The sequence below is a fragment of the Desertimonas flava genome, assembly GCF_003426815.1.
GTDB classification, from domain to species: Bacteria; Actinomycetota; Acidimicrobiia; order Acidimicrobiales; family Ilumatobacteraceae; genus Desertimonas; species Desertimonas flava.
This window is the reverse complement of sequence record NZ_QKYK01000002.1, coordinates 297225-322729: the sequence shown is the minus strand read 5'-3', so window position 1 is coordinate 322729 and position 25505 is coordinate 297225. Positions and strand designations below refer to the sequence as shown.

At 71.3% G+C, this 25505-nt stretch carries 22 protein-coding genes; 9 read left to right on the top strand and 13 right to left on the bottom strand.

Annotated elements, in window-relative coordinates; all coding sequences use genetic code 11:
- Window positions 1-23 precede the first annotated feature (23 nt).
- Window positions 24-563: a GNAT family N-acetyltransferase gene (locus DN771_RS04120; RefSeq protein WP_116996045.1), complete on the bottom strand. Its 540-nt coding sequence runs from the start codon at window positions 561-563 to the stop codon at window positions 24-26.
- A 10-nt stretch (window positions 564-573) separates the two neighbouring features.
- Window positions 574-1224: a mycofactocin system transcriptional regulator gene (gene mftR / locus DN771_RS04115; RefSeq protein WP_116996044.1), complete on the bottom strand. Its 651-nt coding sequence runs from the start codon at window positions 1222-1224 to the stop codon at window positions 574-576.
- 12 nt (window positions 1225-1236) lie between these two features.
- Between mftR and mftD the strand changes: the two genes are divergently transcribed.
- Window positions 1237-2421 carry a pre-mycofactocin synthase MftD gene (mftD, locus tag DN771_RS04110; RefSeq protein ID WP_116996043.1) on the top strand — a complete coding sequence of 395 codons (1185 nt, stop codon included), beginning with the start codon at window positions 1237-1239 and terminating at the stop codon, window positions 2419-2421.
- A 29-nt stretch (window positions 2422-2450) separates the two neighbouring features.
- On the opposite strand, the gene DN771_RS04105 is transcribed toward mftD, so the two are convergent.
- Window positions 2451-3221 carry an ABC transporter permease gene (locus DN771_RS04105; protein ID WP_116996042.1) on the bottom strand — a complete coding sequence of 257 codons (771 nt, stop codon included), beginning with the start codon at window positions 3219-3221 and terminating at the stop codon, window positions 2451-2453.
- The gene (locus DN771_RS04100) at window positions 3218-4102 is read right to left on the bottom strand and encodes an ABC transporter ATP-binding protein (RefSeq protein WP_193615347.1); all 885 of its coding nucleotides are present in this window, start codon (window positions 4100-4102) and stop codon (window positions 3218-3220) included. The genes DN771_RS04105 and DN771_RS04100 overlap by 4 nt, the downstream gene beginning before the upstream one ends.
- A 142-nt stretch (window positions 4103-4244) precedes the next feature.
- On the opposite strand from DN771_RS04100, the gene DN771_RS04095 reads away from it, so the two are divergent.
- The 4 genes from DN771_RS04095 (at window position 4245) to DN771_RS30320 (ending at window position 9425) form a co-directional block, all read left to right on the top strand.
- On the top strand, window positions 4245-5372 hold the full coding sequence (locus tag DN771_RS04095) for a sensor histidine kinase (RefSeq protein ID WP_116996041.1): 1128 nt from the start codon (window positions 4245-4247) through the stop codon (window positions 5370-5372).
- Complete coding sequence (locus DN771_RS04090) at window positions 5369-6022, top strand: response regulator transcription factor (RefSeq protein WP_116996040.1); 654 nt, start codon at window positions 5369-5371, stop codon at window positions 6020-6022. The genes DN771_RS04095 and DN771_RS04090 overlap by 4 nt, the downstream gene beginning before the upstream one ends.
- A 133-nt stretch (window positions 6023-6155) precedes the next feature.
- Complete coding sequence (gene rph / locus DN771_RS04085; protein ID WP_205528410.1) at window positions 6156-8654, top strand: rifamycin-inactivating phosphotransferase; 2499 nt, start codon at window positions 6156-6158, stop codon at window positions 8652-8654.
- 9 nt (window positions 8655-8663) lie between these two features.
- Window positions 8664-9425, top strand: coding sequence for a VOC family protein (locus tag DN771_RS30320; RefSeq protein WP_116996038.1), 762 nt, complete (start codon window positions 8664-8666; stop codon window positions 9423-9425).
- Between the two features lie 118 nt (window positions 9426-9543).
- Here the strand turns inward: DN771_RS30320 and DN771_RS04075 are convergent, their stop codons facing one another.
- A complete protein-coding gene (locus DN771_RS04075; RefSeq protein WP_116996037.1) occupies window positions 9544-9957 on the bottom strand; it encodes a hypothetical protein in 414 nt (137 codons plus the stop codon).
- Window positions 9958-10054: 97 nt separating this feature from the next.
- On the opposite strand from DN771_RS04075, the gene DN771_RS04070 reads away from it, so the two are divergent.
- Window positions 10055-11365 (top strand): Zn-dependent hydrolase, encoded by a 1311-nt coding sequence (locus DN771_RS04070; protein WP_116996036.1) that lies wholly within the window; start codon window positions 10055-10057, stop codon window positions 11363-11365.
- Between the two features lie 671 nt (window positions 11366-12036).
- Window positions 12037-13167 carry an acyl-CoA dehydrogenase family protein gene (locus DN771_RS04065; RefSeq protein WP_116996035.1) on the top strand — a complete coding sequence of 377 codons (1131 nt, stop codon included), beginning with the start codon at window positions 12037-12039 and terminating at the stop codon, window positions 13165-13167.
- Between the two features lie 91 nt (window positions 13168-13258).
- Here DN771_RS04065 and DN771_RS04060 read toward each other — a convergent pair whose 3' ends face one another.
- The 4 genes from DN771_RS04060 to DN771_RS04045 form a co-directional block, all read right to left on the bottom strand.
- Window positions 13259-14098, bottom strand: coding sequence for an arylamine N-acetyltransferase family protein (locus tag DN771_RS04060; RefSeq protein ID WP_205528409.1), 840 nt, complete (start codon window positions 14096-14098; stop codon window positions 13259-13261).
- Between the two features lie 10 nt (window positions 14099-14108).
- The gene (locus DN771_RS04055) at window positions 14109-14846 is read right to left on the bottom strand and encodes a phytanoyl-CoA dioxygenase family protein (RefSeq protein WP_116996034.1); all 738 of its coding nucleotides are present in this window, start codon (window positions 14844-14846) and stop codon (window positions 14109-14111) included.
- Between the two features lie 89 nt (window positions 14847-14935).
- Entirely contained in the window at window positions 14936-15385 is a 450-nt protein-coding gene (locus tag DN771_RS04050) for a GlcG/HbpS family heme-binding protein (RefSeq protein ID WP_116996033.1), read from the bottom strand.
- The gene (locus DN771_RS04045) at window positions 15378-17573 is read right to left on the bottom strand and encodes a malate synthase G (RefSeq protein ID WP_116996032.1); all 2196 of its coding nucleotides are present in this window, start codon (window positions 17571-17573) and stop codon (window positions 15378-15380) included. Before DN771_RS04045 ends, DN771_RS04050 begins: the two co-directional genes overlap by 8 nt.
- A gap of 200 nt (window positions 17574-17773) precedes the next feature.
- Here DN771_RS04045 and DN771_RS04040 point away from each other — a divergent pair, with 200 nt between their 5' ends.
- Complete coding sequence (locus DN771_RS04040; protein WP_116996031.1) at window positions 17774-18541, top strand: 3-oxoacyl-ACP reductase; 768 nt, start codon at window positions 17774-17776, stop codon at window positions 18539-18541.
- A 129-nt stretch (window positions 18542-18670) separates the two neighbouring features.
- Window positions 18671-19750, top strand: coding sequence for an acetamidase/formamidase family protein (locus tag DN771_RS04035; protein WP_116996030.1), 1080 nt, complete (start codon window positions 18671-18673; stop codon window positions 19748-19750).
- A gap of 304 nt (window positions 19751-20054) precedes the next feature.
- Here the strand turns inward: DN771_RS04035 and DN771_RS04030 are convergent, their stop codons facing one another.
- The 4 genes from DN771_RS04030 to DN771_RS04015 form a co-directional block, all read right to left on the bottom strand.
- On the bottom strand, window positions 20055-21218 hold the full coding sequence (locus tag DN771_RS04030; RefSeq protein ID WP_116996029.1) for a mandelate racemase/muconate lactonizing enzyme family protein: 1164 nt from the start codon (window positions 21216-21218) through the stop codon (window positions 20055-20057).
- Window positions 21215-21880, bottom strand: coding sequence for an HD domain-containing protein (locus tag DN771_RS04025; protein ID WP_116996028.1), 666 nt, complete (start codon window positions 21878-21880; stop codon window positions 21215-21217). The genes DN771_RS04030 and DN771_RS04025 overlap by 4 nt, the downstream gene beginning before the upstream one ends.
- An 84-nt stretch (window positions 21881-21964) precedes the next feature.
- Entirely contained in the window at window positions 21965-23134 is a 1170-nt protein-coding gene (locus DN771_RS04020) for a PucR family transcriptional regulator (RefSeq protein ID WP_162941501.1), read from the bottom strand.
- Between the two features lie 96 nt (window positions 23135-23230).
- Window positions 23231-25453: a cytochrome P450/oxidoreductase gene (locus DN771_RS04015; RefSeq protein ID WP_116996026.1), complete on the bottom strand. Its 2223-nt coding sequence runs from the start codon at window positions 25451-25453 to the stop codon at window positions 23231-23233.
- Window positions 25454-25505: the final 52 nt, after the last annotated feature.

Sequence of the window (25505 nt, the reverse complement as noted above, 5' to 3'; positions counted from 1 at the left end):
AGTGACGCGAGACAGCACGGCGTTCAGGCGAGGGCGAGGGTGTAGGCGATCACCTGGGGGAGACCGTCGGAGTCGACGTCGAGCAGGTCGCTCGGCCTGAGGTCGTACTGTGGCGCCCGCCGGAACCCAGTCTTCTCGTAGAGGGACACCGCGGCGCGCATGAACTCGGCGGTGTGCAGGGCCAGCACCGGAGATCCGGCCGCCGCCGCACGTTGCCGGCAGGCGTCCATCAGCCGCCGGCCGGCCCCGGAGCCGCGATGATCGGGGTCGACGGCGAGTGCTCTCAGCCCGCTCCAACCCGACGGCCAGGCCAGCCCCTCGTCGGAGGCGTCGGGGTAGTACGACACGCTGGCGACGATGCGTCCGTCGGTGCCGTCGACGACCAACTGCTCGCTGGCGTCGGCCCGGGCCTCGATGTCGACGAGGTCGGCGACGTACAGATCGAACAGGTGGCTCGGGAGCACGGCGCGGTACTGCTCGAACGCAGCCGCAGTGACGGCTCGGACGGCGTCGTGTTCGTGTGGGTTGGCGACGCGGACGGCGCCTCGGTCCGTGGCGTTCATCCCGCCATGATCATGGCTCGGCCGTTGCCGCGTGTGGAGTCGGGCTGGAGATCTCCTGGAGATCGAAGCCCGCCGCCAGGGCGACCAGCGCCCGCTCGAGGAACACGGTGAGGTCCTCGTCGTCCTGGCGCAGCCACACGTCGTAGGCGGCCCGGCATGCGGCGAGCGTGGCCATGCCGACGGCGAGCGGGTAGAGCGAATCGGCCGGATGGCCGAGCCGCCGGGCGACGAACTCGGTGATCGTGCGCTCCCACGCGTCGTAGTGGACGGCGGAGCTGGCGTGGATGGCCGGCACAGACGCGACGAGCTGCATGCGCCGGCGCAGCTCGGGGATGTCCTCCACGCGGTACCGGTTGACGCCGACGACGGCGCGTCGTACCGCCTCCATCACCGGAGCGTCCGGCGCGGCACCGGCGAGCGCGTCACGGATGGCGTCCACCTCGCGGTCGAAGTCGTGCCAGAGCACCGCCACCTTGGAGTCGAAGTAGCGGAAGAACGTGCGCCGACTCACCCCGGCCGCGGCGGCGATGTCGTCGACGGTGGTCTCGTCGAACCCCCGCTCGGTGAACAGCCGCAGGGCCACCACCTCGAGCTCGCGTGCGCTGGTCTGGGGCGGGCGACCCCGTCGGCGAACCGCTTGCTCGACATCCGGGTCACCCATTAACGTCACAGTGTGCCATATGTCAATCGCTGGTTCGAGACCGTCGCCGTCGCCCAACGCCGCGCCAAGCGTCAGCTCCCGCGGTCGGTCTACGGCGCGCTGATCGCCGGGTCCGAGCGCGGCACCACGCTCGACGACAATCTCGCCGCGTTCGGCGAGCTCGGGTTCGCCCCGCACGTCGCCGGCGCGCCGGCCACGCGGGATCTGTCCACCCGCGTGCTCGGCCAGGACATCTCGATGCCCGTGATGATCAGCCCCACCGGCGTGCAGGCCGTGCATCCCGACGCCGAGGTGGCCGTCGCCCGGGCGGCGGCGGCACGAGGCACGGCCATGGGGCTCAGCTCGTTCGGCAGCAAGCCGGTCGAGGAGGTCGTGGCGGCCAACCCGCAGACGCTGTTCCAGATGTACTGGTGCGGCAGCCGCGACGAGATGGTCCAGCGCGTCGAGCGGGCCCGGACCGCCGGTGCGGTCGGCCTGATCCTCACGCTCGACTGGACGTTCTCCCACGGCCGGGACTGGGGCAGCCCGTCGATCCCCGACAAGATCGACCTCAAGACGATGGTGCGATTCGCGCCGGAGGTGATCGTGCGACCGCGATGGTTGAAGTCGTTTGCCAGCACCGGCCGGCTCCCCGACCTCACCGTGCCCAACATGGCCCCTCCCGGCGGTCCCGCCCCGGTCTTCTTCGGTGCCTACGGCCAGTGGATGCAGACCCCGCCGCCCAGCTGGGACGACGTGCGCTGGCTGCGTGAGCAGTGGCCCGACGCGCCCTTCATGCTCAAGGGCGTGATGCGCGTCGACGACGCCAAGCGGGCGGTCGACGCCGGCGTGTCGGCGATCTCGGTGTCGAACCACGGTGGGAACAACCTCGACGGCACACCGGCGCCGATCCGTGCCCTGCCGGCCGTGGCCGCCGCCGTCGGCGACCAGATCGAAGTGCTCCTCGACGGTGGCGTCCGCCGGGGCAGCGACGTGGTCAAGGCGCTCGCCCTCGGCGCCAAGACCGTGATGCTTGGTCGGGCCTATCTCTGGGGGCTCGCCGCCAACGGGCAGGCGGGCGTCGAGAACGTGCTCGACATCATGCGCTCGGGCATCGAGTCGGCGCTCCTCGGCCTCGGCAAGGCGAGCGTCGCCGACCTCGAGCCGAGCGACATCCTCGTTCCCGACGGCTTCATCCGCACGCTCGGCGCCGACTGAGCCCAGTCGAGGACCGTCGGGCCGACGGGCTACTTCGCCTCACGGCGCAGCGCCCGCAGCACGCCGACCACGGCCGGCACGAGCACCCACGCAGACACCGACACGACCGTCTGGGGGAGGTCGGCGAACCGATCGGTCGTCGACGCCAGCCGGTCGTAGGCGGCGAACACGTGGAGCCAGTCGGCGCGACGGCCGAGCACGGCGGTCCCTCCAGACGCCCACACCGTCGGGGCGATGTAGAAGGCGACGAGGGCGAGCGGGGTCAGGCCGGCCAGGGCGCCGAACGCCGCGCCCATCGTCACGTTCAAGATGACGATGACCGCCGCTCCCTGGACGAACGACGCGGCCCCGTCGAACGACGCGCCGTCGTGCAGGATCCCACCGATCGCTGTGGCCGCCGCCGTGAGCAGCAGGCCGCCGGCGAGGACCGCCAGCGAGAGGGTGATCGCTCCGACGTACTTGGCGGCCAGCACGGGCAGCCGGCGCGGGGCGAGGGTGAACGTCGTCAGGGCGGTGCGCTGGCTCCACTCGGCGGTCATCGCCAAGACGGCCACGACCGGGACGAGGAAGGCGATCGTCTTCACGACGGGATCGCCGTACCCGGCGAATGACACGGGGTCGTCGGACTGGGCCAGCGTCCAGACGAGGATGAACACGACGATGGCGGCGATCGACGCGAACGTCCAGCGGCTGGCCCGGGTATCGGTCATCTTGCGCAGCTCGACGCCGAGAAGCCTGGGGAAGCGCAGGGTTGTGATCGGCGTCGGGGCGAGCACGGGGAGCAGCGACACGTCGTTCACGCCGCCACCTCGTCGCTGCTGGTGAGCTCGAAGAACAGGTCCTCGAGGGCCGATCCGTCGGCATCGCGCAGCTCGAGCAGGACGTGACCGCCGGAGGCGGCGATGCGCCCGACCTGTTCCGCCGACGCGTCCGCCCGCAACGCGGTCCCGGCCCGCTCGACGCCGATCCCGGCCCGGCGGAGGTCGCCGGCGAGCGCCTCGTCGTCGATCGAGCGCACGGTCGTTCCCCGCCGTGCGAGCAGGACGTCGAGCCGGTCGTCGGCGACGACCCGCCCACGGCCGATCACCACCAGGTGATCGACCGTCGCCTGGACCTCGCCGAGCAGGTGGCTGGACAGCAGCACGGTCCCGCCGCCGGCGGCGAAGTCGTGGAGCAGGACCCGCATCCACCGGATCCCCTCGGGATCCATTCCGTTGGCCGGCTCGTCGAGGACGAGCACCGCCGGATCGCCGAGCAACGCCGCGCCGATGCCGAGCCGCTGCCGCATACCGAGGGAGTAGTCGCCGACGCGGCGCGCCGCCGCGGCACCGAGGCCGACCGCCTCGAGCATGTCGGAGGCACGAGCGGGCGGCAGCCCCATCACGGCGGCCGCCAGACGCAACGTCTCGACTCCCGTTCGTCCGGCGTGCTGGGCGGTGGCATCGAGCATCACGCCGACCAGCCGACCCGGGTTGGGCAGGTCGGCGTAGCGGATGCCGCCGATGGTGGCCCGACCCGACGTCGGGACCGTCAGGCCGGTCAGCATCCGCAGCGCCGTCGACTTGCCGGCACCGTTGGGCCCGAGGAACCCGGTCACGGTGCCGGGGCGGCACGTGAACGAGATGCCGTCGACGGCGACGACGTCGCCATAGCGCTTGGAGAGCTGCGTCAGTTCGATCATGCGCTCGATCGTGCGCCCGCGGCTGCCCGTGGCACATCGGCCGCCGGGCGCGACCACCGTCGACGATCGACGAGCGGCGGGGTCGGGATCATCGACCTTCGTAGGGGGTCACCGGGGACGGCAGCTCCGTAGCGTTCGGGACATGACCGCTTCGGGAACGGCCTGGTGGACCCGGATCGGGCCGCGCGTCCGGGACGCGGCGTTCCTGCTCGCGGCGCTCCCGTTCGCGTTCGCCTCGTCCGGCCGCCTCCCCATGATCGGGGTGGCCGTCGGCCTGGTCGCCGTCGGCTCGTTGTGGTGGCGGCGGCACTACCCGCTGGCCGTCCTGGCCGTGTGCACCGTTGCGGCGATCGTCACCGACATCCCCGTCGCCATGGCGATCGCCTTGTTCACCGTCGCGGTCCGGCGGCGCGACCTCGTGCTGGCTGGCGCCACGGCGACGACCACGGCCGCGTTCGCCTTCCTCAACACCGCGCGGGTCGACAACCCGTTCGCCGTCGGTCTGGCGATCGCCGTGCTCGAAGCCGGCTTCTGTGTCGCGACCGGCGCCTACATCGGCGCCCGCCAGGACCTCGTCGCCTCGCTGCAGGAGCGCGCCCGGCGCGCCGAGGCCGAACGAGAATTGCGAAGCGAGCAGGCCCGTCTCGGCGAGCGGGCGCGAATCGCCAGGGAGATGCACGACGTCGTGGCCCACAAGGTGTCGTTGATCGCGCTCCACGCCGGCGCCCTCGAGGTCGGCGGCACCGACGACCCCGAGCGCGTCCGGGCATCGGCGGCCGTGATCACGGCCACGGCCCGTCAGGCGCTCGACGACCTGCGCGAGGTGCTCGGGGTGTTGCGCTCCGGGCCGACCACGGCCGACGGCAGCGACCTCGCCCCCCAGCCGGGCACGGACGACATCGCTCGGCTCGTCGCCGCCTCGCGCGAGGCAGGCATCGACATCCGCCTCGACGTCGACGTCGACGGCACGCTTCCCGACATCGTGTCCCGCACCGCCTACCGCGTCGTCCAGGAGGGGCTGACCAACGTGCACAAACATGGCGGCGGTGCCGCCACGGTCGTCACGCTCAGCGGGGACGCCGCGCGTGGCCTCGCCGTCTCGGTGGCCAACCGGCGTCCGGCCGGTGCCGCCTCGCGGTTGCCCGGATCGGGGTCCGGGCTCGTCGGCATCGCCGAGCGCGTCGCCCTGATCGGAGGCACCGTCGAGGCCGGTCCGACCGAGGATGGCGGCTGGCGACTCGCCGCGTGGCTACCGTTCACCTCGCCATGACCCGGGTGCTCATCATCGATGACGAAGCGCTCGTGCGCTCGGGCCTGCGGATGATCCTCGAGTCGGCCGGCGACATCGCCGTCGTCGGCGAGGCGGCCGACGGCGCCGACGCTGTCGAGGCGGTCCGCCGCTGCCGTCCCGATGTCGTGTTGATGGACATCCGCATGCCCCGCCTCGACGGCCTCGCCGCGACGACCGCCATCGGCCGGCTCGACGGCGCGCCGCCGGTGGTGATCCTCACGACGTTCGACCTCGACGACTACGTGTTCCGCGCCCTCGAAGCGGGCGCCGCCGGGTTCCTGCTGAAGGACACCCCGCCACTCGACCTCATCGCCGCCGTCCGCGTCGTCGCCGACGGTGAGTCGATGCTGTCGCCGTCGGTGACCCGTCGCCTCATCGCCCACGTCGCGGCCGGCGCCGCGGTGACGCGTCGCCAGTCGGCCCGCGACCGGCTCGCGGCGCTGTCGCCGCGGGAGCACGAGGTGTTCGTCGAGATCGCCCGGGGTTCGTCGAACGCCGAGATCGGCGCCGTCCTGTTCATGAGCGAGGCGACGGTGAAGGCCCATGTGTCGCGGCTGCTGGCGAAGCTCGACGCCGCCAACCGGGTGCAGCTGGCGATCCTCGCCCACGATGCTGGCGTCGCGCCCTAGGCGCGGTGTTGGTGTCGCGCCGTGCAGGTATCGCACCGTGGGCGCGCCAACGCGAACTTCCCCCGCCAGTCCAGAAGTATCGCGCGGAGGGGGGCTTGCCGCAAGGACCCGTTGTTTGCTGACAATCGCTGACGTGCCCACCCCAACCAGCTCCCTCTCCCCTGACGCGCTCGTGCCGCTCGAAGGCCTCGACCGCACCCACATCGCCATCGCCGGGGGCAAAGGCGCCCAGCTCGGCGAGCTGACGTGGATCGACGGCGTCTCCGTTCCCGCCGGCTTCGTGGTGACCACCGCCGCCTACCGCCGGGCCCTGCGAACCCTCCCCGATCAATCCCGACGCAGCGGCGAGCCCGCCGGTGCGATCGCCGTTCCCGACGACGTGGCCGCGACGATCAGGCACGCACTCGCCCGGCTCGGGGACGACACGGCCGTCGCCGTGCGTTCCAGCGCGACGGCCGAGGACCTGCCATCGGCGTCGGCGGCCGGCCAGCACGACACGTTCCTCGGCGTGGTCGGCGCCGACGCCGTGATCGAGGCCGTGAGCCGCTGCTGGGCATCCCTGTTCACCGATCGGGCCGTCACCTACCGGCAGCAGCACGGTGTCGACGACCGTGACGTCGCGATGGCCGTGGTCGTACAGAAGATGGTCGACGCCGACGTCTCCGGCGTGATGTTCACCGCCGACCCCATCACCTCCAACCGCACCGTCGCCGTCGTCGAAGCGGTGCTCGGATCGGGCGACGCCCTCGTGTCGGGGACCGTCGACGCCGACAGCTACCGCGTGCGCAAGGGAGCGGTTGTCGACTCGACGATCGCCGGCGATCGGCGACAGTCGGTGCTCAGCGAGACCGAGGTGCTCGAGCTCGTCGCGATCGGCCGGAGGATCGAGTCGCACTTCGGGTCACCGCAGGACATCGAGTGGTGTCTCGCCGATGGCGCGTTCCACGTCGTGCAGAGCCGGGCGATCACCACCCTGTTCCCCGTGCCGCCGGTCGACGACGATCGCCTGCACGTGTACCTCTCGGTGGGGCACCAGCAGATGATGACGGATGCGATGAGCCCGCTCGGGTTGTCGCTGTACCGTCGCCTCGCTCTGCGGCCGATGCACGAAGCGGGCGGTCGGCTGTTCGTCGACGTGACCGACCAACTCGCCACCACCACGGGCCGGGCGACCATCCTCGGCATGCTGGGCCGGTCCGACCCCCTCGTCCGCGACGCGCTCCACACGCTGATCGATCGCGGGGACGTCGCCCCGCCCACCGACGAGCCGACGAGCAGCCCCGGGTCGTCCCCGCAGGCGGCCCCGCCGGCGATCGCCACGGACCCGGCCATCCCCGCCGCGCTCGTCCGCCGCAATCGCGAGTCGGTGGAGCAGCTGCAACGTGACATCTCGTCGAGGACCGGCGTCGCCCTGTTCGACTTCATCGACAGTGACCTGGAGGAGATGCGACGGTTGCTGGCCGATCCCGAGGGCGCCCAGGTGATCATGGCGGGCATCACCGCGGCGTGGTGGCTCAACGACCACGTCGAGGAATGGCTCGGTGAGGCGAACGTCGCCGACACCCTCTCGCTGTCGGTCCCCGACAACGTCTCGTCCGAGATGGGTCTCGCCCTGCTCGACGTCGCCGACGTGATCCGCCAGCATGCGGCGGTCGTCGAGCACCTGGAGACGGCGACCGGCGAGCACGTGCTCGAGGGCATCGCCTCGTTGCCGGGCGGAGCAGAATCGCTCGACGCCATCACCACGTACCTCGACCGCTTCGGAATGCGGGGCCCAGGCGAGATCGACATCGCCCGACCCCGCTGGGCGGAGCGCCCCGACATGTTGGTGCCGGTCATCCTCGGGCACGTGCGAAGCCAGCAGCCCGGGGCCGGCCGGCGCCGCTTCGACGCGGGGCGGGCCGAAGCCGCCACCAAGGAACGCGCCATTCTCGAACGTCTGCAGGCCCTGCCCGACGGTACGCAGAAGGTGGCCGAAGCGAAGGCGAACATCGACCGTCTGCGCACGTTCGCCGGCTATCGCGAGTACCCCAAGTACGGCTGGGTCAGCCGCTATCTGGTGTACAAGCGAGCGCTGCTGGCCGAGGCCGAACGCCTCGTCGCGGCGGGTGTGACGGAGGCCGCCGACGACTGCTTCTTCCTCACCCTCGACGAGTTCCGCGATGCGGTCGCGACCGGCACGGTCGACGACCTGCTCATCCGCCGCCGCCGAGCCGAGCATCGCGCGTTCGAGCGGCTCACACCGCCCCGCGTGCTCACCTCCGGCGGCGAGGCGCTCAACGGCTCGTTCCGTCGCGACGACGCACCGTCCGGGGTCCTCGTCGGCCTCGCCGCCGCCTCCGGTGTGGTCGAGGGCCGCGCTCGCGTCGTGATCGACATGGCCCAGGCCCGCCTGGAGCCGGGCGACATCCTCGTCACCACATACACCGACCCGAGCTGGTCGCCGCTCTTCGTGTCAGCCGCCGGGGTGGTCACCGAGGTCGGAGGACTGACGACGCACGGCGCGGTCGTCGCTCGCGAGTACGGACTGCCCGCCGTCGTCAGCGTCCCCCACGCCACGAGGCTCATCGGTGACGGCCAGCGAATCCGGGTGAACGGAACCGACGGCATCGTCGAGCTGCTGGCGGAGTAGACCGGGTCGGTGAGCAACGATCACGCGGCCTCTCGACTCGTCGCCCTCGCCGTCGACGCCAACGACCCGCCCCGTCTCGCCCGGTTCTGGGCGGCCGCGCTGGGTTGGGAACTGGGTGACGAGTCGGGTGAGCCGGGCTCCGGCGACCACGTGATCACCGTCGTGCCCACCGACGGCACCCGATTCCATCTCGACATCGCCTTCGCGCCGGGCCCCAAGCGTGGACGGAACCGCCTCCACCTCGACCTGACCACCACGTCCACCGACGATCAGAACGAGTCGGTCGCCAGCCTGCTCTCGCTCGGGGCCCGCCACATCGACATCGGCCAACGCGCCGACGAACGCCACGTCGTGCTCGCCGATCCCGAAGGCAACGAGTTCTGCATCCTGGCACCCGGTAACCAGTTCCTCGCCGGCACCGGACGTTTGGGGTCGATCACCTGCGAGGGGCTCCCCGACGTCGGGTACTTCTGGAGTGCGGCGCTCGGCTGGCCGCTGGTGTGGGATCAGGACGACGAGACGGCGATCCGCGCGCCCGACGGCCGCGGACCGCTGATCACCTGGGGTGGACCGCCGGTGCCACCCAAGCACGGCAAGAACCGGCTGCACCTCGACATCGCCCCGCCGGTCCACGTCGACCAGGCCGCCGAGGTCGACCGTCTGCTCGCGCTCGGCGCGACACCCGCTGACATCGGCCAGGGCGACGTCGCCTGGGTCGTGCTGGCCGATCCCGGCGACAACGAGTTCTGCGTGCTGACACCCAGGGACTGAAGCGTCGGTCGTCAATCGTGGCCCTCATCGCGGCGTCGCCGAGACGATCGCTCGATCTGCACGGCGATGATGAGCGCCGTGGCGATGGCGAGGATCGAGATCGTCCAGCCGGCGGCGTTCACGAGGCCCCTCCGCGGTCGGTGTCGGGGGATCCCGGGAAGTGCACGTAGCCCGTCAGGCGAGGATGGATCCGGACCTCCATGCCCGACATGCGGCCGAATCCGTTCCTCACCTCTTCGGACGGTGACCCGAAGACTTCGAATCGATCGACCTCGCAGTGCTCCATCACGTTGGCGATGTACGGATCGGACAGCTCCCAGTGACGCACAACGGAGTCCGAGTCGGCGTAGATCTGGAAACTGGTCGCGGTTCCCTCTTCCTCGTCGACGAACACGTCGACCATGAGCTGCGGCGCGTGCGCGCGAGCGAACGTCACGGCGTCGACGATCGCCTCACGGAACTGATCTTCGTGACCGGGCGTGATCCGCATCGTGTTGCGGAAGAGCAGCCTGGTGTCGGTCGGGTCGTTCATTCGTCCTCCTCGGCGGACCGGTGCTTCCCGCCGCGTGTACCCGTGGCGTGACGTGCGTAGCAGCCACTGGCCACGGCGTCGGTGCGAGAATCCTCCGATGCCTGCCGATCCCACACGCGTCGTCGCCGATCTCCTCGAGTTGCGCTCCCTCACCTCGGCCGAGGTGGACGGAGGGATTCCCCAGACGGTCGGGGGCGAGCCCTCTTCGGCCCCGCCGCTGGGCAGCGCCCGGTTGGCCTGGACCGAACCGTGGGTGCAGGCCCGCGAGTGGTTCGCATCGACGTTCGACGGAGTGCCGGTCGAGACACACGTCGACCCGGCCGGCAACCTGTGGACGACGCTCGTCGGGGCCCGACCCGAGCGCATCGTGCTCGGCAGTCACCTCGACTCGGTGCCCAACGGCGGCTGGCTCGACGGCTGCCTCGGCGTGCTGGCCGGCGCCGAGGTGCTGCGCGGCCTCCACCGTGACGGCGTGGAGCTGCCGGTCTCGATCAGCGTCGTCGACTGGGCCGACGAGGAGGGCGCCCGGTTCGGGCGCTCGCTGTTCGGGTCCGGTGCGGTGTCGGGAACGCTCGACGTCGAGGCCGTCCGCGGGTTGGTCGACAATGCCGGCGAGCTCCTCGGCGACGTCGTCGCCCGCCACGGCGTCGAGCTCGACACGATCCTCACCGCCGGCGACGTCCTGCCGTCGATCGTGGCGTCCGCCGAGCTTCACATCGAGCAGGGTCCGATGCTCGAGGCCGCCGGGCTGCGCCTCGCCGCGCTGCACGGCATCTTGGGCGTCGAGCGGCGCATGGTCCGGGTCAAGGGCCAGGCCTGCCACGCCGGGGCCACGCCGATCCCGATGCGCCGCGACCCCACGGTCGCCGCGTCGAGGATGGCATTGGCCGTCCGTGATCTCGGGTTGGAGCACGACGCCTTCACCACCGTCGGGGTCTGGCGAGTGCACCCGTCGGTCCCGACGGCCGTCAACGGCCGCACGGAGTTCAGTGTCGACATGCGCCATCTCTCGCGCGACACGCTCGACGCGCTGGTCGCCGGGCTCGACGAACTGGTCGCCCGCATCGCCAGGGAGGAGAACGTCGAGGCGACCGTCGACGTGCTCTGGTCGATCGACCCGATCGAGTTCCACCCCGATCTCGTCCAGTTCGCCGCCGACGTCGTCGAGGAGCGCTCGGGCGTCCGTCACGTCATGCCCTCGGGCCCGATGCACGACTCGGCCGAGATGTCTCGAGCCGGTGTGCCGACCGTGATGATGTTCACGCCGTCGCTCGGCGGGCTGTCGCACACCCACATCGAGGACACGGCGACCGCCGACCTCGAGCTCGCCGTGACCGCCTTCGACGACCTCGTGCGGCGGATGATCGGTTGGGCGGCCGACCGGCTCGCAGCCGAGGCGGCGACCTGACCGTTGGCGCCTGGGCGGTGAGCGGAAAGGGCGTGCGAGGCGCAGGGCCGTCCGCTGGTCGCCGTCCCAACCGGAGGGTAAATACCGGACGCTTCGGTGGGGTATTTACCCTCCCGTCCGCACGTGGCGGTGACGGACCACCCGGCCCGCTCGAGGTAGGCGGCCGCGTCACTCTCGCTGGCGAACGAGTAGATACACGCGGTGTGGCCGATCGCCCGGCCGTCGGCCCCGTTCTCGAGCGGGCCATGGTAGGTGTACGCGTCGATCACGCGCGCCGACGTGAGGAACGTCGCCGCCTCGTCGATCGCCTCCTGCGGCACCCCGAGGAACGGGACGAACGTGCCGTCGATCATCGTGTAGGTCTCCGCCGCCGACGCCACCCACGGCTCCGTGTCGTCGAGGCGCACCATCCGGTGGTACATCCCGGTCCAGTTGGCGGCGATCCCGTCGCGGATCCGGCGCACCATCTCCTCGGCGAAGACGTGGACCTCCTCCACCGACGGCGCCGAGCCGCGGAAGTCGGAGATCGCCACGCTGCCCGCGATGCGGTCGGCCCGCAGCCGGATCTCCGTCACGTATGCCGTTCCGCCACCGGTGTTCGTGCCGGTGAAGATGGTGGTGATCGACTCGCCGGCTCGCCGCGCCGGGCTCCGTGACGGCACAATCCCGAGATGACCAGTGCCGTCCCGACGCTCGACGGAGTGACCCCGTCCGACCTCGACGCGTTCCGATCCGATGTGGTCGCCTTCCTCGAGACATCGAAGGCCGACGGTTCGGCGTGCCCGTCGTTCGGCGCGATCCTGCCGCCGGACCTCCACGAGATCGCCCGGTCGTGGCAGGCCAAGGTGGCGGCGGCCGGCTTCGCCGGGATCCACTGGCCCACCGAGTTCGGGGGTCGCGGGCTCCCCCGCACGTACATCGCCGTGTGGATGGAGGAGTGCGCCCGCTTCGGCGTCTCCCCGTACCTCAACCTGCAGGGACTCGTGCTCGCCGGTGAGGCGATCCTACGTTCGGGCACCGACGAGCAGCGCCGGCGTTACCTGCCGGCCACGCTCACGGGCGAGATCCTGTGGTGCCAGCTCTTCTCCGAGCCGAACGCCGGCTCGGATCTGGCCTCGCTGCAGACGACGGCCATCCCCGACGGTGACCGCTTCGTGGTCAACGGCCAGAAGGTGTGGACCTCCAACGGCCAGTTCGCCGAGCACGCCATCTTGATGGCGCGCACGAACCCCGACGAGCCGGGCCATCGGGGCATCTCGTTCTTCCTCGTCGACATGCACTCCCCCGGCATCGACGTGCGGCCGTTGCGGCAGATGACCGGTGACGCCGAGTTCTGCGAGGTGTTCCTCGACGACGTGGTGATCCCCGCCGACGGCCTGCTCGGTCCGCTGCACGGCGGCTGGCGGGTGGCGATGGAGGTGCTCCAGGACGAGCGGGGCTCCAGCGGCAGCGCCGGGCTGATCGGTCTCGAACGGCGCCTCGCCCAGCTGCGCGAACTGTCGAGCGACGACCCGGTGCACACCGACGCCCTGATGCAGCTGCTGTCACGGGGCCTGGCGCTGAAGGCGATGATGCTGCGGTCCGACGGCGGGCCCGCCTCGGCCGCCGCCGGCAAGCTGATGCGCTCGGAGCTCGAGTTCGACGCCCAGCTGCTCGAGGTGCAGCTGCGCGGCGCCGAGGCCCTCCTCGCCGGACCCCGACTGCGTCCGTTCCTCTACGCCCCGGGCATGAAGCTCGGCGGTGGTACCAGCGAGATCCAGCGCAACATCATCGCCGAACGCATCCTCGGATTGCCGCGCTAGCCCCACCCACCCGAGTGTTCAAGCGCGCCCGAGTGTGGGGCGCCCCCCGGTCGGACGCTCGACACTCGGATAGCCGACCACCGACGCCTGCTCACGTCTGCGACTCGGCGCGGAGGGCTTCGATGCGCGTCAGCAGGCACTGCTGCTCGTCGTCGGTGAGGGCGACGCCGAGGGCGAGGATCTGCTCGAGGACCTCGGCCCCGCCGATCTCGCGGTGCTCGGTCGGCTGGCCGGGCCGGCGGACGGTGAGCGTGCGGTGGGTGATCGACACGTGGCCACCGTCGACGTGGCGCGTCACCGCCAGGCCGTGGCGGAAGTGACTCTCGGGGAACGTGCTGGTGTAGTGATGCCCGACACGCAGGTCGACCGGGGTGACCGGCAGCTCGTCGTGGGTGTGCATCAGCTCCCAGCGATCGTCCCGCCAGCGCCGCAGCTCCCACGCCCGGACGTCGCCGAGCCGGACCGCGCCGACCTGGAACCGCCAGCCGCCGTACTCGTCCACGACGCCGTCGGCCAGCTCGATCGGGCGCAGCACGCTCATGCCGAACCCGGGGTCGGCGAGGAGGACGGTGCCGTCGATGGTGACCGCGACCACGCAGTGGGTCCGGGCGGGGTCGGGCGACGACGGAACGCGGCCGAGGCGCCGCTGCACGGTGTAGCCCAGCCGCTCGAGCACTGCGGCGAACAGCGTGCCGTGCTCGAAGCAGTAGCCGCCGCGGCCACGGCCGACGAACTTCGCCTGGACGGCGTCGAGGTCGACCCCTGCGTGTTGATCGAGGGCGACGTCGATGTAGTCGAACGTGAACGTGCGCACGTGGGCCTCGTGCAGTTCGTCCAGCGCGACGCGCGACGGTGGGCGAGCCGGCACACCGACACGGGCGAGGTAGCCCTCGAGGTCGAGCCGATGCACGGCCCAGGCGTCGGTGGTCACGACACGTCGGCTACAGGCCACGGAGAGGCTCGTACTCCGCGAGCACGTCGGTGAACGTGTCGGCCCACCGCTCACGGTGATCGGCGCGGGCGAGGCGGTAGTAGAGCACCCGCCGAACGTGGCCGCTGGTGTTACCGCCGATGTTGTGGCCGAGGAGGTAGTGGGCGAGGAGGAGGTCGCCGCGATTCGCCAGGAGGGGTTGACCGGGACCGAAGAACACCGGCGGGTCGAGCAGTCCGGCGTGGCCACTGACCGGTTTCAGCGTCTCGACGCCCCGGTCGGTGAAGATCTGCTGGTGGCCGACGTGGGAGCCCGGCCACACCCACAGGTTGCCCCGCTCGGGCTCGGACTCGTCGCTGAGGAACACGGCGGCGAGCATCGTGAACGAGCTGATCGGCTCGTCGGGACGGTGACCGTCGATGTGGGGGATGCCGGGCCGGTGGGGGTACGGCGGGATGTTGAGGGCGACCTGGATGTGATCGAAGGCGTGATCGACCGATCCCGGCGCGACGAGCTGATCGGCGAGCTCGAGCGCGACGGAGGCCCGCAGGGCGGCGTCGGCCGCCGGCAGTCGCTCCGGCGGCAGGAAGTAGAAGTGCGACCCGACTGTCCCGTCGGGAGGCGGATCGGCAGCGACGATCGCGTCGACCTCGGCATCGGCCGCGGCGAGGAGGTCCTCGCCGACCACGCCGGGGACGACGAGATAGCCGTCGCGGGCGAAGGCGTGCAGTTGCTCCTCGGTCAGCATCCGACCCGACAGTACGGATCGGTCGACCGAGAGTCGCAGCCGGTTTCTCCGCCCGCGGACGAGTCGTTGCCGGTGGGTGGCGCCGTCGATCAGCCGGGATCGGCGGTGAGCCCGGCGGCTTCGATCCCGGCGATGGCGGACGACTCGTCGTGGTCGGACGTGTCGCCGGTGACACCGACGGCGCCGATCACACGTCCGGCGTCGTCGCGCACGAGCACGCCGCCGGGAACCGGGATCAGGGCGCCGCCGAGGGCCTGCCCGGCGGCGGCGACGAACGAGGGCCGCTCGGCCGCCCAGTCGCCGAGCGCTCGCGAGCCCACGCCGAAGGCGATCGCCCCGGCCGCCTTGCCGTTGGCGATGGCGAAGCGGCCCGGAGACGCCCCGTCCTCGCGCTCGAAGGCGACGGGGCTGCCGCCGGCATCGAGGACGACGACGGCGAGCGGCTTGAGGTTGGCGGCACGGGCGGCGGCGAGTGCGCCGCCGATGATCGTGCGAGCGGCCTCGATGGTGAGGGAGATAGATGCGGCGTGGTCAGGCATGGTCGTTCGCTTTCTTGACGAGGCGCCAGTGGTGGAGGATGGGTTCGGTGTAGCCGCTCGGCTGCTCGGCCCCGTCGAACACGAGGTGGCGGGCGGCGAGGAAGGCCGGGCCGTCGAAGGCCGGAGCCATCGGGGTGTAGGCGTCGTCGCCGGCGTTCTGGCCGTCGACCACCTCGGCCATGCGCCGGAACGTCTCGTCGACCTGCTGAGGGGTGACCACGCCGTGGCGCAGCCAGTTGGCGATGTGCTGTGACGAGATGCGGCACGTGGCGCGATCCTCCATCAGCCCGACGTCGTGGATGTCGGGAACCTTCGAGCAGCCGACCCCCTGGTCGATCCAACGCACCACGTAGCCCAAGATGCCCTGGGCGTTGTTGGCGACCTCGTCGGCGATCTGCTCGGCGGTGAGCGCGGTGACGGCGTCGGCAGGCAGCAGCGGGACGTCGAGGATGTCGTCGACCGTCGCCCGCGGACCGCCGGCCCGCAGCTCAGCGTGTCGGGCGAGCACGTCGACGCGGTGGTAGTGCGTGGCGTGGAGGGTGGCCGCGGTTGGCGACGGCACCCACGCGCAGTTGGCCCCGGCGGCGGGATGGCCGCCCTTGGTGGCCAGCATGTCGTGCATCAGATCGGGCGCGGCCCACATGCCCTTGCCGATCTGGGCCCGGCCGGGCAGGCCGCAGCGCAGCCCGACGTCCACGTTCCAGTCCTCGTAGGCGGCGATCCAGCGTTGCTGCGTCATCGCCGCCTTGGGCACGACCGGGCCGGCGTGCATCGACGTGTGGATCTCGTCGCCGGTGCGGTCGAGGAAGCCGGTGTTGATGAACGCGACACGGGACCGGGCGGCGCGGATGCACTCGGGGAGGTTCACCGTCGTGCGCCGCTCTTCGTCCATCAGGCCGAGCTTCACGGTGTCGGCGGGCAGACCGAGGATCGTCTCGACACGGGTGAACACGTCGTTGGTGAAAGCCACCTCTGCCGGACCGTGCATCTTCGGCTTGACGACGTAGACCGATCCGGCCGGCGAGTTGCGCGGTCCCCCGTCGCGGCGCAGGTCGTGGAGGGCGCAGAGCGTGGTGAAGAGGGCGTCGAGCAACCCTTCGGGGATCTCGTCGCCGTCGGCGTCGAGCACGGCCTGCGTGCTCATGAGATGTCCGACGTTGCGTACGAGCAGCAGCGCCCGGCTGCGGACGGAGACCGGCGAGCCGTCGGCGCCGACGATCGTGCGGTCGGGCTCGATCGAACGGTCGACGACGGTGCTCCCCTTGGTGAAGCTGGCCGTCAGGTCGCCACGCATGAGGCCCAACCAGTTGCGGTACGCCGCTGCCTTGTCCTCGCCATCCACCGTGGCGACGGAGTCCTCACAGTCGATGATGGCCGTCAACGCCGACTCGAGCCGGACGTCCGCCACCCCTGCCGGATGATCGGCGCCGACGTGGTGCGAGCGGTCGACGACGAGCTCGATGAGCAGCCCGTGGTGGCGGAGGAACACCGAGTCGGGAGACCCTGCGGCACCGAGATGGCCGGTGAACAACGGGGGCTCGGCGAGCGGCACGGGGCCGCCGTCGCCGTCGGCCACGAGGGAACCGTCGACGACCCGGTACGCGGTGACCGCGCCGTGCGAGACCCCGGCGAGAGGAACGACGTCGTCGAGGAAGCTGGTCGCGGCACGGATCACCTCGGCACCACGCGCCGGGTCGTACGGGCCGGCCGGCGGCGGCGAACCGAGCGCGTCGGTGCCGTAGTAGGCGTCGTACAGCGATCCCCAGCGGGCGTTGACCGCGTTCAGCGCGTATCGGGCGTTGGTGACCGGCACGACGAGCTGCGGGCCGGCGATGTCGGCGATCTCGGGGTCGACGTCGGCGGTGTCGATCGTGAACGGCTCGCCGTCGGGGAGGAGGTAGCCGATCTCTTCGAGGAAGGCGCGATACGACGCCGGGTCGGCGATCGGTCCCGGGTTGGCATCGTGCCAGGCGTCGAGCTGGGCCTGGAGACGACTGCGTTCGGCGAGGAGCTCGGCGTTGCGGGGCCCGAACTCTGCCACCAGGGCGGCGAGCCCGTCCCACAGGCTCTCCGGCGAGACTCCCGTGCCGACCAGGGCCTCCTGCTCGGCGAACTCGAACAACGTCCGGTCGACCTGAAGACCTGCGACCGCTACGTGGTCGCGACCGTGTACCTCGTCGGTGGTCACACGGGCTCCTCTCTTCTGCTAGGACTCATCTTGTATTGCAAGATGATGTCCCTCATGGTGACATCACGGTCCCCACGATCCCAAACGCGACCCGGATCGGGGCCGCCCGCCTCCACGATCCGGACGGATCAGCCGGGGTCGCCGTTCGGCTTGTATGGGGGCGGCAGATCCACACACTCCCCCATCGGAAGGACCCAGCGATGACCGGACGGCTCGCCGACAAGACCGCAGTTGTCACCGGAGGCTGCTCCGGGATCGGATTGGCGACCGTTCGCCGCTTCGCCGAGGAAGGCGCTCGCGTCGTGATCGGCGACGTCGACACCGTCAAGGGGCCCGCCGTCGCCCAGGAGGTCGGCGGCACGTTCGTGGCCGTCGACGTGACCGACAAGGACGCCGTCGACGCTCTGTTCCACACCGCCAAGACGACGTACGGCTCGGTGGACGTGGCGTTCAACAACGCCGGCATCTCACCGGCGGACGACGGCTCGATCCTCGAAACCGATCTCGAGGCGTGGAAGCGCGTGCAGGACGTCAACCTGACGAGCGTGTACCTGTGCTGCAAGGCGGCGCTGCCGTACATGCTCGAGCAACGCCGCGGGTCGATCATCAACACCGCGTCGTTCGTCGCCGTGATGGGCGCCGCCACCTCGCAGATCTCCTACTCGGCGTCGAAAGGTGGCGTGTTGTCCATGTCACGGGAGCTCGGCGTGGAGTTCGCGCGTCAGGGGATCCGCGTCAACGCCCTGTGCCCCGGCCCCGTCAACACGCCGCTTCTGCAGGAACTGTTCGCCAACGATCCCGAGCGGGCCGCGCGGCGACTGGTCCACGTTCCCGTCGGGCGATTCGCCGAACCCAGCGAGATCGCCAACGCGGTGCTGTTCCTCGCGTCCGACGAGGCGTCGTTCATCACGGCGTCCACCTTCCTCGTCGACGGGGGCATCTCGGGTGCCTACGTCACGCCGCTGTGACACGGACGGTGCCTGATCCGCTCCTGGCGCGATGACGAGGTACCGCATCGCAAGACAGCGTGTCAGATCGTGACATGCAGTTGATGCGCCGGCAATCTTCCCGAAACGCAACGGAGGTGAAGTGGTGTCGTGACGCTCGCATCCACGGACCGCCTCCATCACCTGACCGCCTCGGCCGACCACTGCGTGTGGGGCTACATCGACCCCGACGAGCCGGCCCGCCTCACCGTCGCCGACGGCGACCGCGTCCGCATCGATGCCGTCAGCCATCACGCCGGGGATGCTCCCGACCTCACCCTCGACGCCGAGCTCGAGGCGCTCTGGGCGGCGATCCCGCCCGACGAGCGGGGTCCCGGTGTGCACATCCTGTCGGGACCGATCGAGGTGGTCGGTGCCGAACCGGGCATGGCCCTGGCGGTGTCGATCGGTGCGATGACGCCCCGACACCCCTTCGGCGCCAACGTCGCCGCCCACTGGGGGGTCCTGTACGACACGTACAAGAAGGAGCGGGTCACGGTGTACGCCCTCGACGCCGACGCCGCCTCGGGCTCGGAGCCCGGCTTCGGCCGCTGGGCTCATCCCGAGTTCGCCTTCGACTTCACCGCCCGCCCGCTGTACGACGCCCCCGGCTTCGTGTCCGCTCCTGCCGACGTCGTGCGCGAGCCGGTCGACGGTCGCGTGCGCGTGCCGGTCCGACCGCACCTCGGCGTGATGGGCGTCGCCCCTGCCGAATCGGGCCGCCTGTCGAGCATCCCGCCCGGACCGTTCGGCGGCAACGTCGACAACTGGCGATTCGGGCCCGGTGCCACGCTCTACCTGCCGGTCTTCCGCCCTGGGGCCGGCTTCTACGTCGGTGACCCCCACTTCGCCCAGGGCGACGGCGAGATCTGCGGCACGGCGATCGAGGCATCGGCCACGGTCGACCTGACACTGTCGCTCGCTCCCGACCTCGAGCTGCGGACGCCGCTGCTGGAGACGGCCGACGCGTGGTACGTGCACGGGTTCGGCGACACGCTCGACGCAGCCATGCGCCAGGCCGCCGAGGAGCTCATCATCTTCATCCGCCGCGTCCTCGGCCTGTCGGCCGACGACGCCTACTCCATCGCCTCGGTCGCCGCCGACCTCGGCGTGACCCAGGTCGTCGACGGCACCGTCGGCTGCCACGCCGCCTTCTCCAAAGCCATCATCGCCCAACACGCCAACGCCTAGCCGACACACACACAGACACGCACAAGGACGCGGCGCGGAGGCCGAAGGCAGCGCGGCGCGGAGACCGAAGTACAGAGCGCGGCGGAGACCGGAGGAAGCGCGGCGCGGAGGCCGAGTCCGGTCGGCCTCCGTGCCACGTTCCGACTCCGTCGGGGGGTTCGGGGGGCGGTAGCCCCCCGATGCGGCGGACGGGCCGGCTCTGCCGGCCGCCGCCTTTCGGCTCTTCGTGCGAGCGAAGCGAGCTCATCAGAACTCGCCGCAGGCGAGCGAGGAGCGAAGCGACGATGCGAGCCGAGGACGAAACCTAGACGTCTCCGACGAAGCGGTCAGGGAGGCCGACTGAGGTGCCGGCGACGCGATCGCCGGGGAGCTCGTAGGGGTGGGCGGCGAGGCCGGCGACGTCGGGCTCGACGCCGAGGCCGGGACGATCGGGGATGCGCAGGTGGCCGTCGACGATGTGCTCCGGCGCGAACGGGGCGGTCGTGCCGAACGCCGCCCACACCGGCACCAGGTGGATCGGGTACTCGATCAGGCGGATCGCCGGCACGGACGCCGCCAGGTGGAGGTTGGCCGCCAGGGCGACTGGACCCGCGCAGTTGTGGGGCACGACCCGAGCGCCGAACGGCGCAGCCACCTCGGCCATGCGCCGGGCCTCGCTCAGACCGCCGCTGGTGGACGCGTCGGGCTGCAGCACGGTGGCGTGGCCGCCACGCAGGCAGTCGAGCGCCTCCTCGCGGCCGTACAGGTGCTCGCCGTAGGCGATCGGCACGGGCGACCGCGAGCCGAGGATCTCAAGCGCAGCGTGCTCGTTCTGCGGGATCGGCTCCTCGAACCAGGCGATGCCCATGGCGGCGAGGCGGTCGGCGATCCGCAGGGCCGTCGGCACGGTGAACGTCTCACTGCCGTCGACCATGAACTCCACTCCCGGGAGCTCGGCCATGACGGCGGCCAGCGTGTCGAGATCTCGTTGCCAGTTCGGCCCCACCCGCGACTTGGCCTTCTGCACGCCACGCTCGACGAGTGGGCGGAACGACGCGACGTGGCCGGCGGCGTCCATCTCCTCGAGGAAGGTGCCGGACGCGTAGACCTCCACCGAGTCCCTCGCCCGTCCGAGCAGGTCGCTCACCGAGCGACCGGCGGACTTGCCGACGAGGTCCCACAGCGCGTTCTCGACGGCACTGCGGGCCTGGGCGGCGATCCACGCATCGCCGAGGCGGCGCCGCGTGAACAGGCGCATGCGATCGGCGACGGCATCGACCGCCGTCAGTTCCTGGCCGACGAGGAGCGGCGCGAAGGCCTGTTCGACGACCGCGCCGACGACGCCGGCGTACGTGCAGCCGAAGCTGTCGCACGCCTCGCCCCACCCGACCAGACCCTCGTCGGACTCGATGGCGACGAAGCAGAACGACATCGGCGCCCAGCCGAAGTCGTACGTCGCCGGCGTGACGGTGACGCTGGTGATCTTCACGCCGGAACGGCGGTGGGAGCGTCGGCGCCTGCGGCTGCGGCGTTGGCGGCCCGGCTCTCCTCCCAGTGGTCGAGGAGGCGGGGCTTGCGGCCGAAGACCTCGCGCACCATCGGCTCGAAGTGCTCGAGTGGCGGCGGGGAGCCGTTGGGGTCGAACGCCCGCTCGTCCCACTCGTCGGCGAACTGCTCGGCGAGCTCGTAGGCCGGATCGTCGGAGTACCGACGGCGCAGCATCGGGTCGATCCCCATCTCGCCGAGGTAGTGGATGCCCTCGAAGTCCTGATGGACGAGCACCGCCCAATAGGCGTCCCGGTGCACGTACAACTTGATCATCTCGGCGGCGATGGCGCCGTGGTTGGGCGTGGAGATGACCTTGCCCATGTCGTGGCAGAGGGCGGCGACCACGATGTCGACGTCCATGCCGGCGGCCTCGGCGTAGGCGGCCGTCTGCAGCCCGTGGTCCAACTGGGTCAGGCCGAAGCCCTGGACCACGAAGTCGGAGAGACGCAGCAGGCCGAGCACGCGGTCGGCCATCTGCTCCCGGTCGATGATCAGCTGCTCGTTGAGGAACTCGTTGAACGCCGGGCTGAACTCCGACATGCGCGGCGCCATGTACCCGTCGAACGTCGGCGTCGGCGGCGGCACAGGGAAGACGTTGCTCATGCGACGAAGCTACGACGTGAGGGGCGCTCGGCGCATCGTGCCCGCCGCGCGTCGGTGATCACGCCGACTGTGCCGGCAGCACAGTCAGGACTCCGCGTCGTCGAGGACGGCGAGGACGTCGGCCGCGGCGAGGGCCGTGCGCAGCCGTTCGGCCACCACCGGGTCGTTCGGGTCGACGCCGAGGAGGTCGCGGATCCTGTGCATTCGGTGTCCGACGGAGTTGCGGTGGAGGTGCACCGACTCGGCGACACGGCTGCGGCTGCCACCGGTGGCGTACCACGCATCGAGCGTGTCGAGCAGATCACGGCGACCCTCGAGGGCCCCGAGATGCTGTGCCACGAACACCCGCAGGGCCTCCGGCGGCACCTGGGAAAGCAGGCCGGCGGTGCCGGCGTCGGCGTACGTGCTGGCAGCCGGTCCGCGACGCCGGATGCCCAGACCGAGGACGATCCCGGCGAGCCGGAACCCCGATCGCAGCGACTCCGCTCCCACCCCGACGGGGCCGGCGGCCACCCGCACCTCGCCGCTGCTCACGAACTCCTGGAGGCGTGCCTGCATCACCGCCACGCGGTGCCCGACGTCGCCGCCGGCGATCGTCCAGGCCCGGCCGCCGTCGACGCGCACGGGCGTGTCCAACCACGAGACGGCGGTCCGCCACATGCGTTCGTCGGCGCCCTCATAGGTGGCGACGACCGCGGCGTGGGGCTGGGCGAGATTCACCCCGAAGCGCCGGCCCATCGTGAGCAGGTCGTCGTCGGTGCGGCGCCAGCCGAAACGCAGTTCGTCGACGAACCAGGCGGCGCTCTCGGCGACCGCTCCAGCCTCGGCGTCGCGGCGGACGGCGACGATGGCGAGCGCCGTGACGGCGGCGGCGAGCACGTCGTCGGCGCCCACGCCGCCCTGACCCTCGGCGTCGCCGACCAGGAGGACGCCGACGCGCCGCTCCCCCGCCCTCACCGCGAGTCCACGCATCGCGCCGTCCGAGGCGGGCACGTCGATCGCCCCGGCGGCGACGTCCACGGCCGCGATCGCCGCGGCGTCGAGCACGCGCGGGCGGATGCGGTCGAACGAGCGGCCCTCGTGATCGCCCGAGGCCTCCCCGGCGACGCCGTGCTGGGCGAGCAGGGCACCGTCGACGGCGACGAGGCGGACCGGACGCCCCGTGGCGTGATGGATGTGGCGCAGCAGGTCGGGCCACGACGAGCCGGCGAAGGCCAACTCCTGGAGCTCGTCGCGCAACCGGTCGGCGGACATCAGCACCGCCCGACCGGGAGGCCGTTACGGTTGGTGCCAGGCACCAACCGTAACGCTCGGCGAGCACGGGCGATCACGTCACGCCCGGTCGGTCGGTCACAGGTCGAGGGTGATCGACGGCGTCTTGGCCCGACCGACGCAGATCATCATCGTCCGGCCGGCGGCCCGCTCCTCGGCGCTCAGGACGGAGTCACGATGGTCGGGGGTTCCGGCCAGGATCGTGGTCTCGCAGGCGCCGCAGTGACCCCGTTCGCAGTCGTAGCTGAGGCCCGGCACCGTGCCCCGCACCGCGTCGATGAGGCGTTGCTGGCCCTCGACGTGCACCGTGACGCCACTGCGGGCGAGGGTGACGTCGAACGGCTCGCCGAAGCCGATCGACTCGTCGATGTCTCCCGCCATGAAGCGTTCGACGTGCAGATCGTCGAGCCGGCCGAGGGCCTCGCAGGCTCGCTCGACGGCGGCGATCATCGCCGGCGGGCCGCAGCAGTAGATGGCCGTCCCGAGCAGCTGGGCGCCGATGATGGCGTTGAAGTCGGGATAGCCGTGCTCCTCCTCGGTGACCACCGTGAGGCGGTCGCCGAGCACCTCCTCGAGGGCCGGGACGAACGCCATCGACGAACGGCTGCGGCCGCCGTAGACCATGGTGACCACCGCGTCGCGGCGGGTGGCGGCGAGGTGACGGGTCATCGCCAGCAGCGGGGTGACGCCGATGCCGCCGGCGAGGAAGAGGTAGGACCCACGTTCGACGAGGGGGAAGTTGTTGCGCAGGGTGGCCACGTGGAGTGACCCGCCGGCGCGTGCGAGGTCGTGGACCTCGACCGAACCGCCCCGGCCGCTCTCCTCACGCAGCACGGCGACGCGGTAGCCGGTGGTGCCGTCGCCGCCGAGCAGCGAGTACTGCCGGAGACGGCCCGACGGGAGGCGGAACTCGAGGTGGGCGCCGGGATCGCCCACCGGCAGGTCGCCGCCCGCGGGGTCGGCGAGGCGTATCGACACGACGTTGTCCGCCTCGACACGGGCCTCGGTGATCATCAGCGAGCGGTCGATGGCGACGTGCTGCCGACGGATCACCGCGGTGGTTTGCACGCGCTCGATCTCGGGCGTGAACGTGGCCGGGATGGAGTCCCAGCCGGCTTGGTTGCCGCTCGTCGGGTAGGCCACGAGACCGTCCTCGTCGATCTCGTAGTCGGGCAGGCGCGTGAGCACCTGGGTCATCATCTCGCGGAACATCGCCCTCGCCAGGTGGGCGCCGGCGCAGCGGTGGCTGCCGATGCCGAAGCTGACGTGACGTGAGGCGTCTCGGTCGAGCCGGACCTCGGTGGGGTTCTCGAACACCTCGGGATCGTGGTTGGCCGCCACCCAGGGGATGAGCACCCGCTCGCCCGCGGCCAGTTCGAGACCGCCGACCGTCACATCGGTGGTCGCCGTGCGGGCCATCGACTGCGACGGGGCGAACGCCCGGAGGAACTCGTCGGTGGCCAACGCGATCAGCTCGGGCCGCTCGGCGAGCTCGCGCCGCTGCTCGGGATGGCGAGCGAGGTGGACCAGTGTCGAGCCGGTGAGCGACGTCGTGGTGTCGACGCCGCCGGCGATGAGCAGGCCGATCACCGACACGAGCTCGTCGACACCCCACAGCTCGCCGCCGGCGCGCCGGGCGTTGGCAAGGTACGACACGGCGTCGTCGAGCGGCTCCTCACGTCGCGCGGCGACGAGCTCGCGGATCCGCTGGTCCATGTAGGCGAGTCCGGCGGCCCCCTCGATGGCCCGAGGGCTGTCGGGCGGGCAGGCGAAGATGTCGTGCACGGGCTTGGCGAGGCGGGCCCAGTCCTCCTCCGGGAACCCCAGCCAGTCGAGCGTCACCGCCGTCGGCAACGGGTTGGTGAGGTCGTCGACGAAGTCGCAGCGGCCCTTGTCGGCGAAGGCGTCCACGACGCGGGCGGCGTGCTTGGCGATCATCGGCCGCAGCTTGTCGATCGCCGACTGCGTGAGGAGGGGATCGATCAGCTCCCGATACTCCCGCGAACGGGGTGGGTCGAGCTCGAGCGGGTACTGCTCGAGGCCGAGGCCGCCCGGGATGACGATCGCCACGGCGTCGGGGTCGCCGGCCAAGGCGCGGGTGCACGAGAACGTGGCGTCGTCGCGGGCGATGCGCACGACGTCGTCGTACCGCGTCGTATAGGCGAAGCCGCCGTGGGCCGCAGTACGACCGACCGGGCACTCCGACCGGAAGCGCTCGTAGTACGCCACCGGATCGGCGTTGGCCTCCGCCGAGTGGTGATCGAAATCGGGACGGTCGAGGTTCGACGTGATGTTCGGCATCGGTACTCCTGCCGGAAGAGCGTCGCGCGGTGTTTCCCGGCCGCGCCACCGG

Excerpts from the sequence above, each read along its gene's own strand:
- DN771_RS04015 (WP_116996026.1), bottom strand. The coding sequence starts at position 25,453 with ATGCCGAACATCACGTCGAACCTCGACCGTCCCGATTTCGATCACCAC.
- DN771_RS04100 (WP_193615347.1), bottom strand. The coding sequence starts at position 4,102 with ATGATCGAACTGACGCAGCTCTCCAAGCGCTATGGCGACGTCGTCGCC.
- mftR (WP_116996044.1), bottom strand. The coding sequence starts at position 1,224 with ATGGGTGACCCGGATGTCGAGCAAGCGGTTCGCCGACGGGGTCGCCCG.
- DN771_RS04075 (WP_116996037.1), bottom strand. The coding sequence starts at position 9,957 with ATGAACGACCCGACCGACACCAGGCTGCTCTTCCGCAACACGATGCGG.
- DN771_RS04055 (WP_116996034.1), bottom strand. The coding sequence starts at position 14,846 with ATGCTGACCGAGGAGCAACTGCACGCCTTCGCCCGCGACGGCTATCTC.
- DN771_RS04070 (WP_116996036.1), top strand. The coding sequence starts at position 10,055 with ATGCCTGCCGATCCCACACGCGTCGTCGCCGATCTCCTCGAGTTGCGC.
- DN771_RS04020 (WP_162941501.1), bottom strand. The coding sequence starts at position 23,134 with ATGTCCGCCGACCGGTTGCGCGACGAGCTCCAGGAGTTGGCCTTCGCC.
- DN771_RS04050 (WP_116996033.1), bottom strand. The coding sequence starts at position 15,385 with ATGCCTGACCACGCCGCATCTATCTCCCTCACCATCGAGGCCGCTCGC.
- DN771_RS04040 (WP_116996031.1), top strand. The coding sequence starts at position 17,774 with ATGACCGGACGGCTCGCCGACAAGACCGCAGTTGTCACCGGAGGCTGC.
- DN771_RS04065 (WP_116996035.1), top strand. The coding sequence starts at position 12,037 with ATGACCAGTGCCGTCCCGACGCTCGACGGAGTGACCCCGTCCGACCTC.
- DN771_RS04120 (WP_116996045.1), bottom strand. The coding sequence starts at position 563 with ATGAACGCCACGGACCGAGGCGCCGTCCGCGTCGCCAACCCACACGAA.
- DN771_RS04025 (WP_116996028.1), bottom strand. The coding sequence starts at position 21,880 with ATGAGCAACGTCTTCCCTGTGCCGCCGCCGACGCCGACGTTCGACGGG.
- DN771_RS04095 (WP_116996041.1), top strand. The coding sequence starts at position 4,245 with ATGACCGCTTCGGGAACGGCCTGGTGGACCCGGATCGGGCCGCGCGTC.
- DN771_RS04090 (WP_116996040.1), top strand. The coding sequence starts at position 5,369 with ATGACCCGGGTGCTCATCATCGATGACGAAGCGCTCGTGCGCTCGGGC.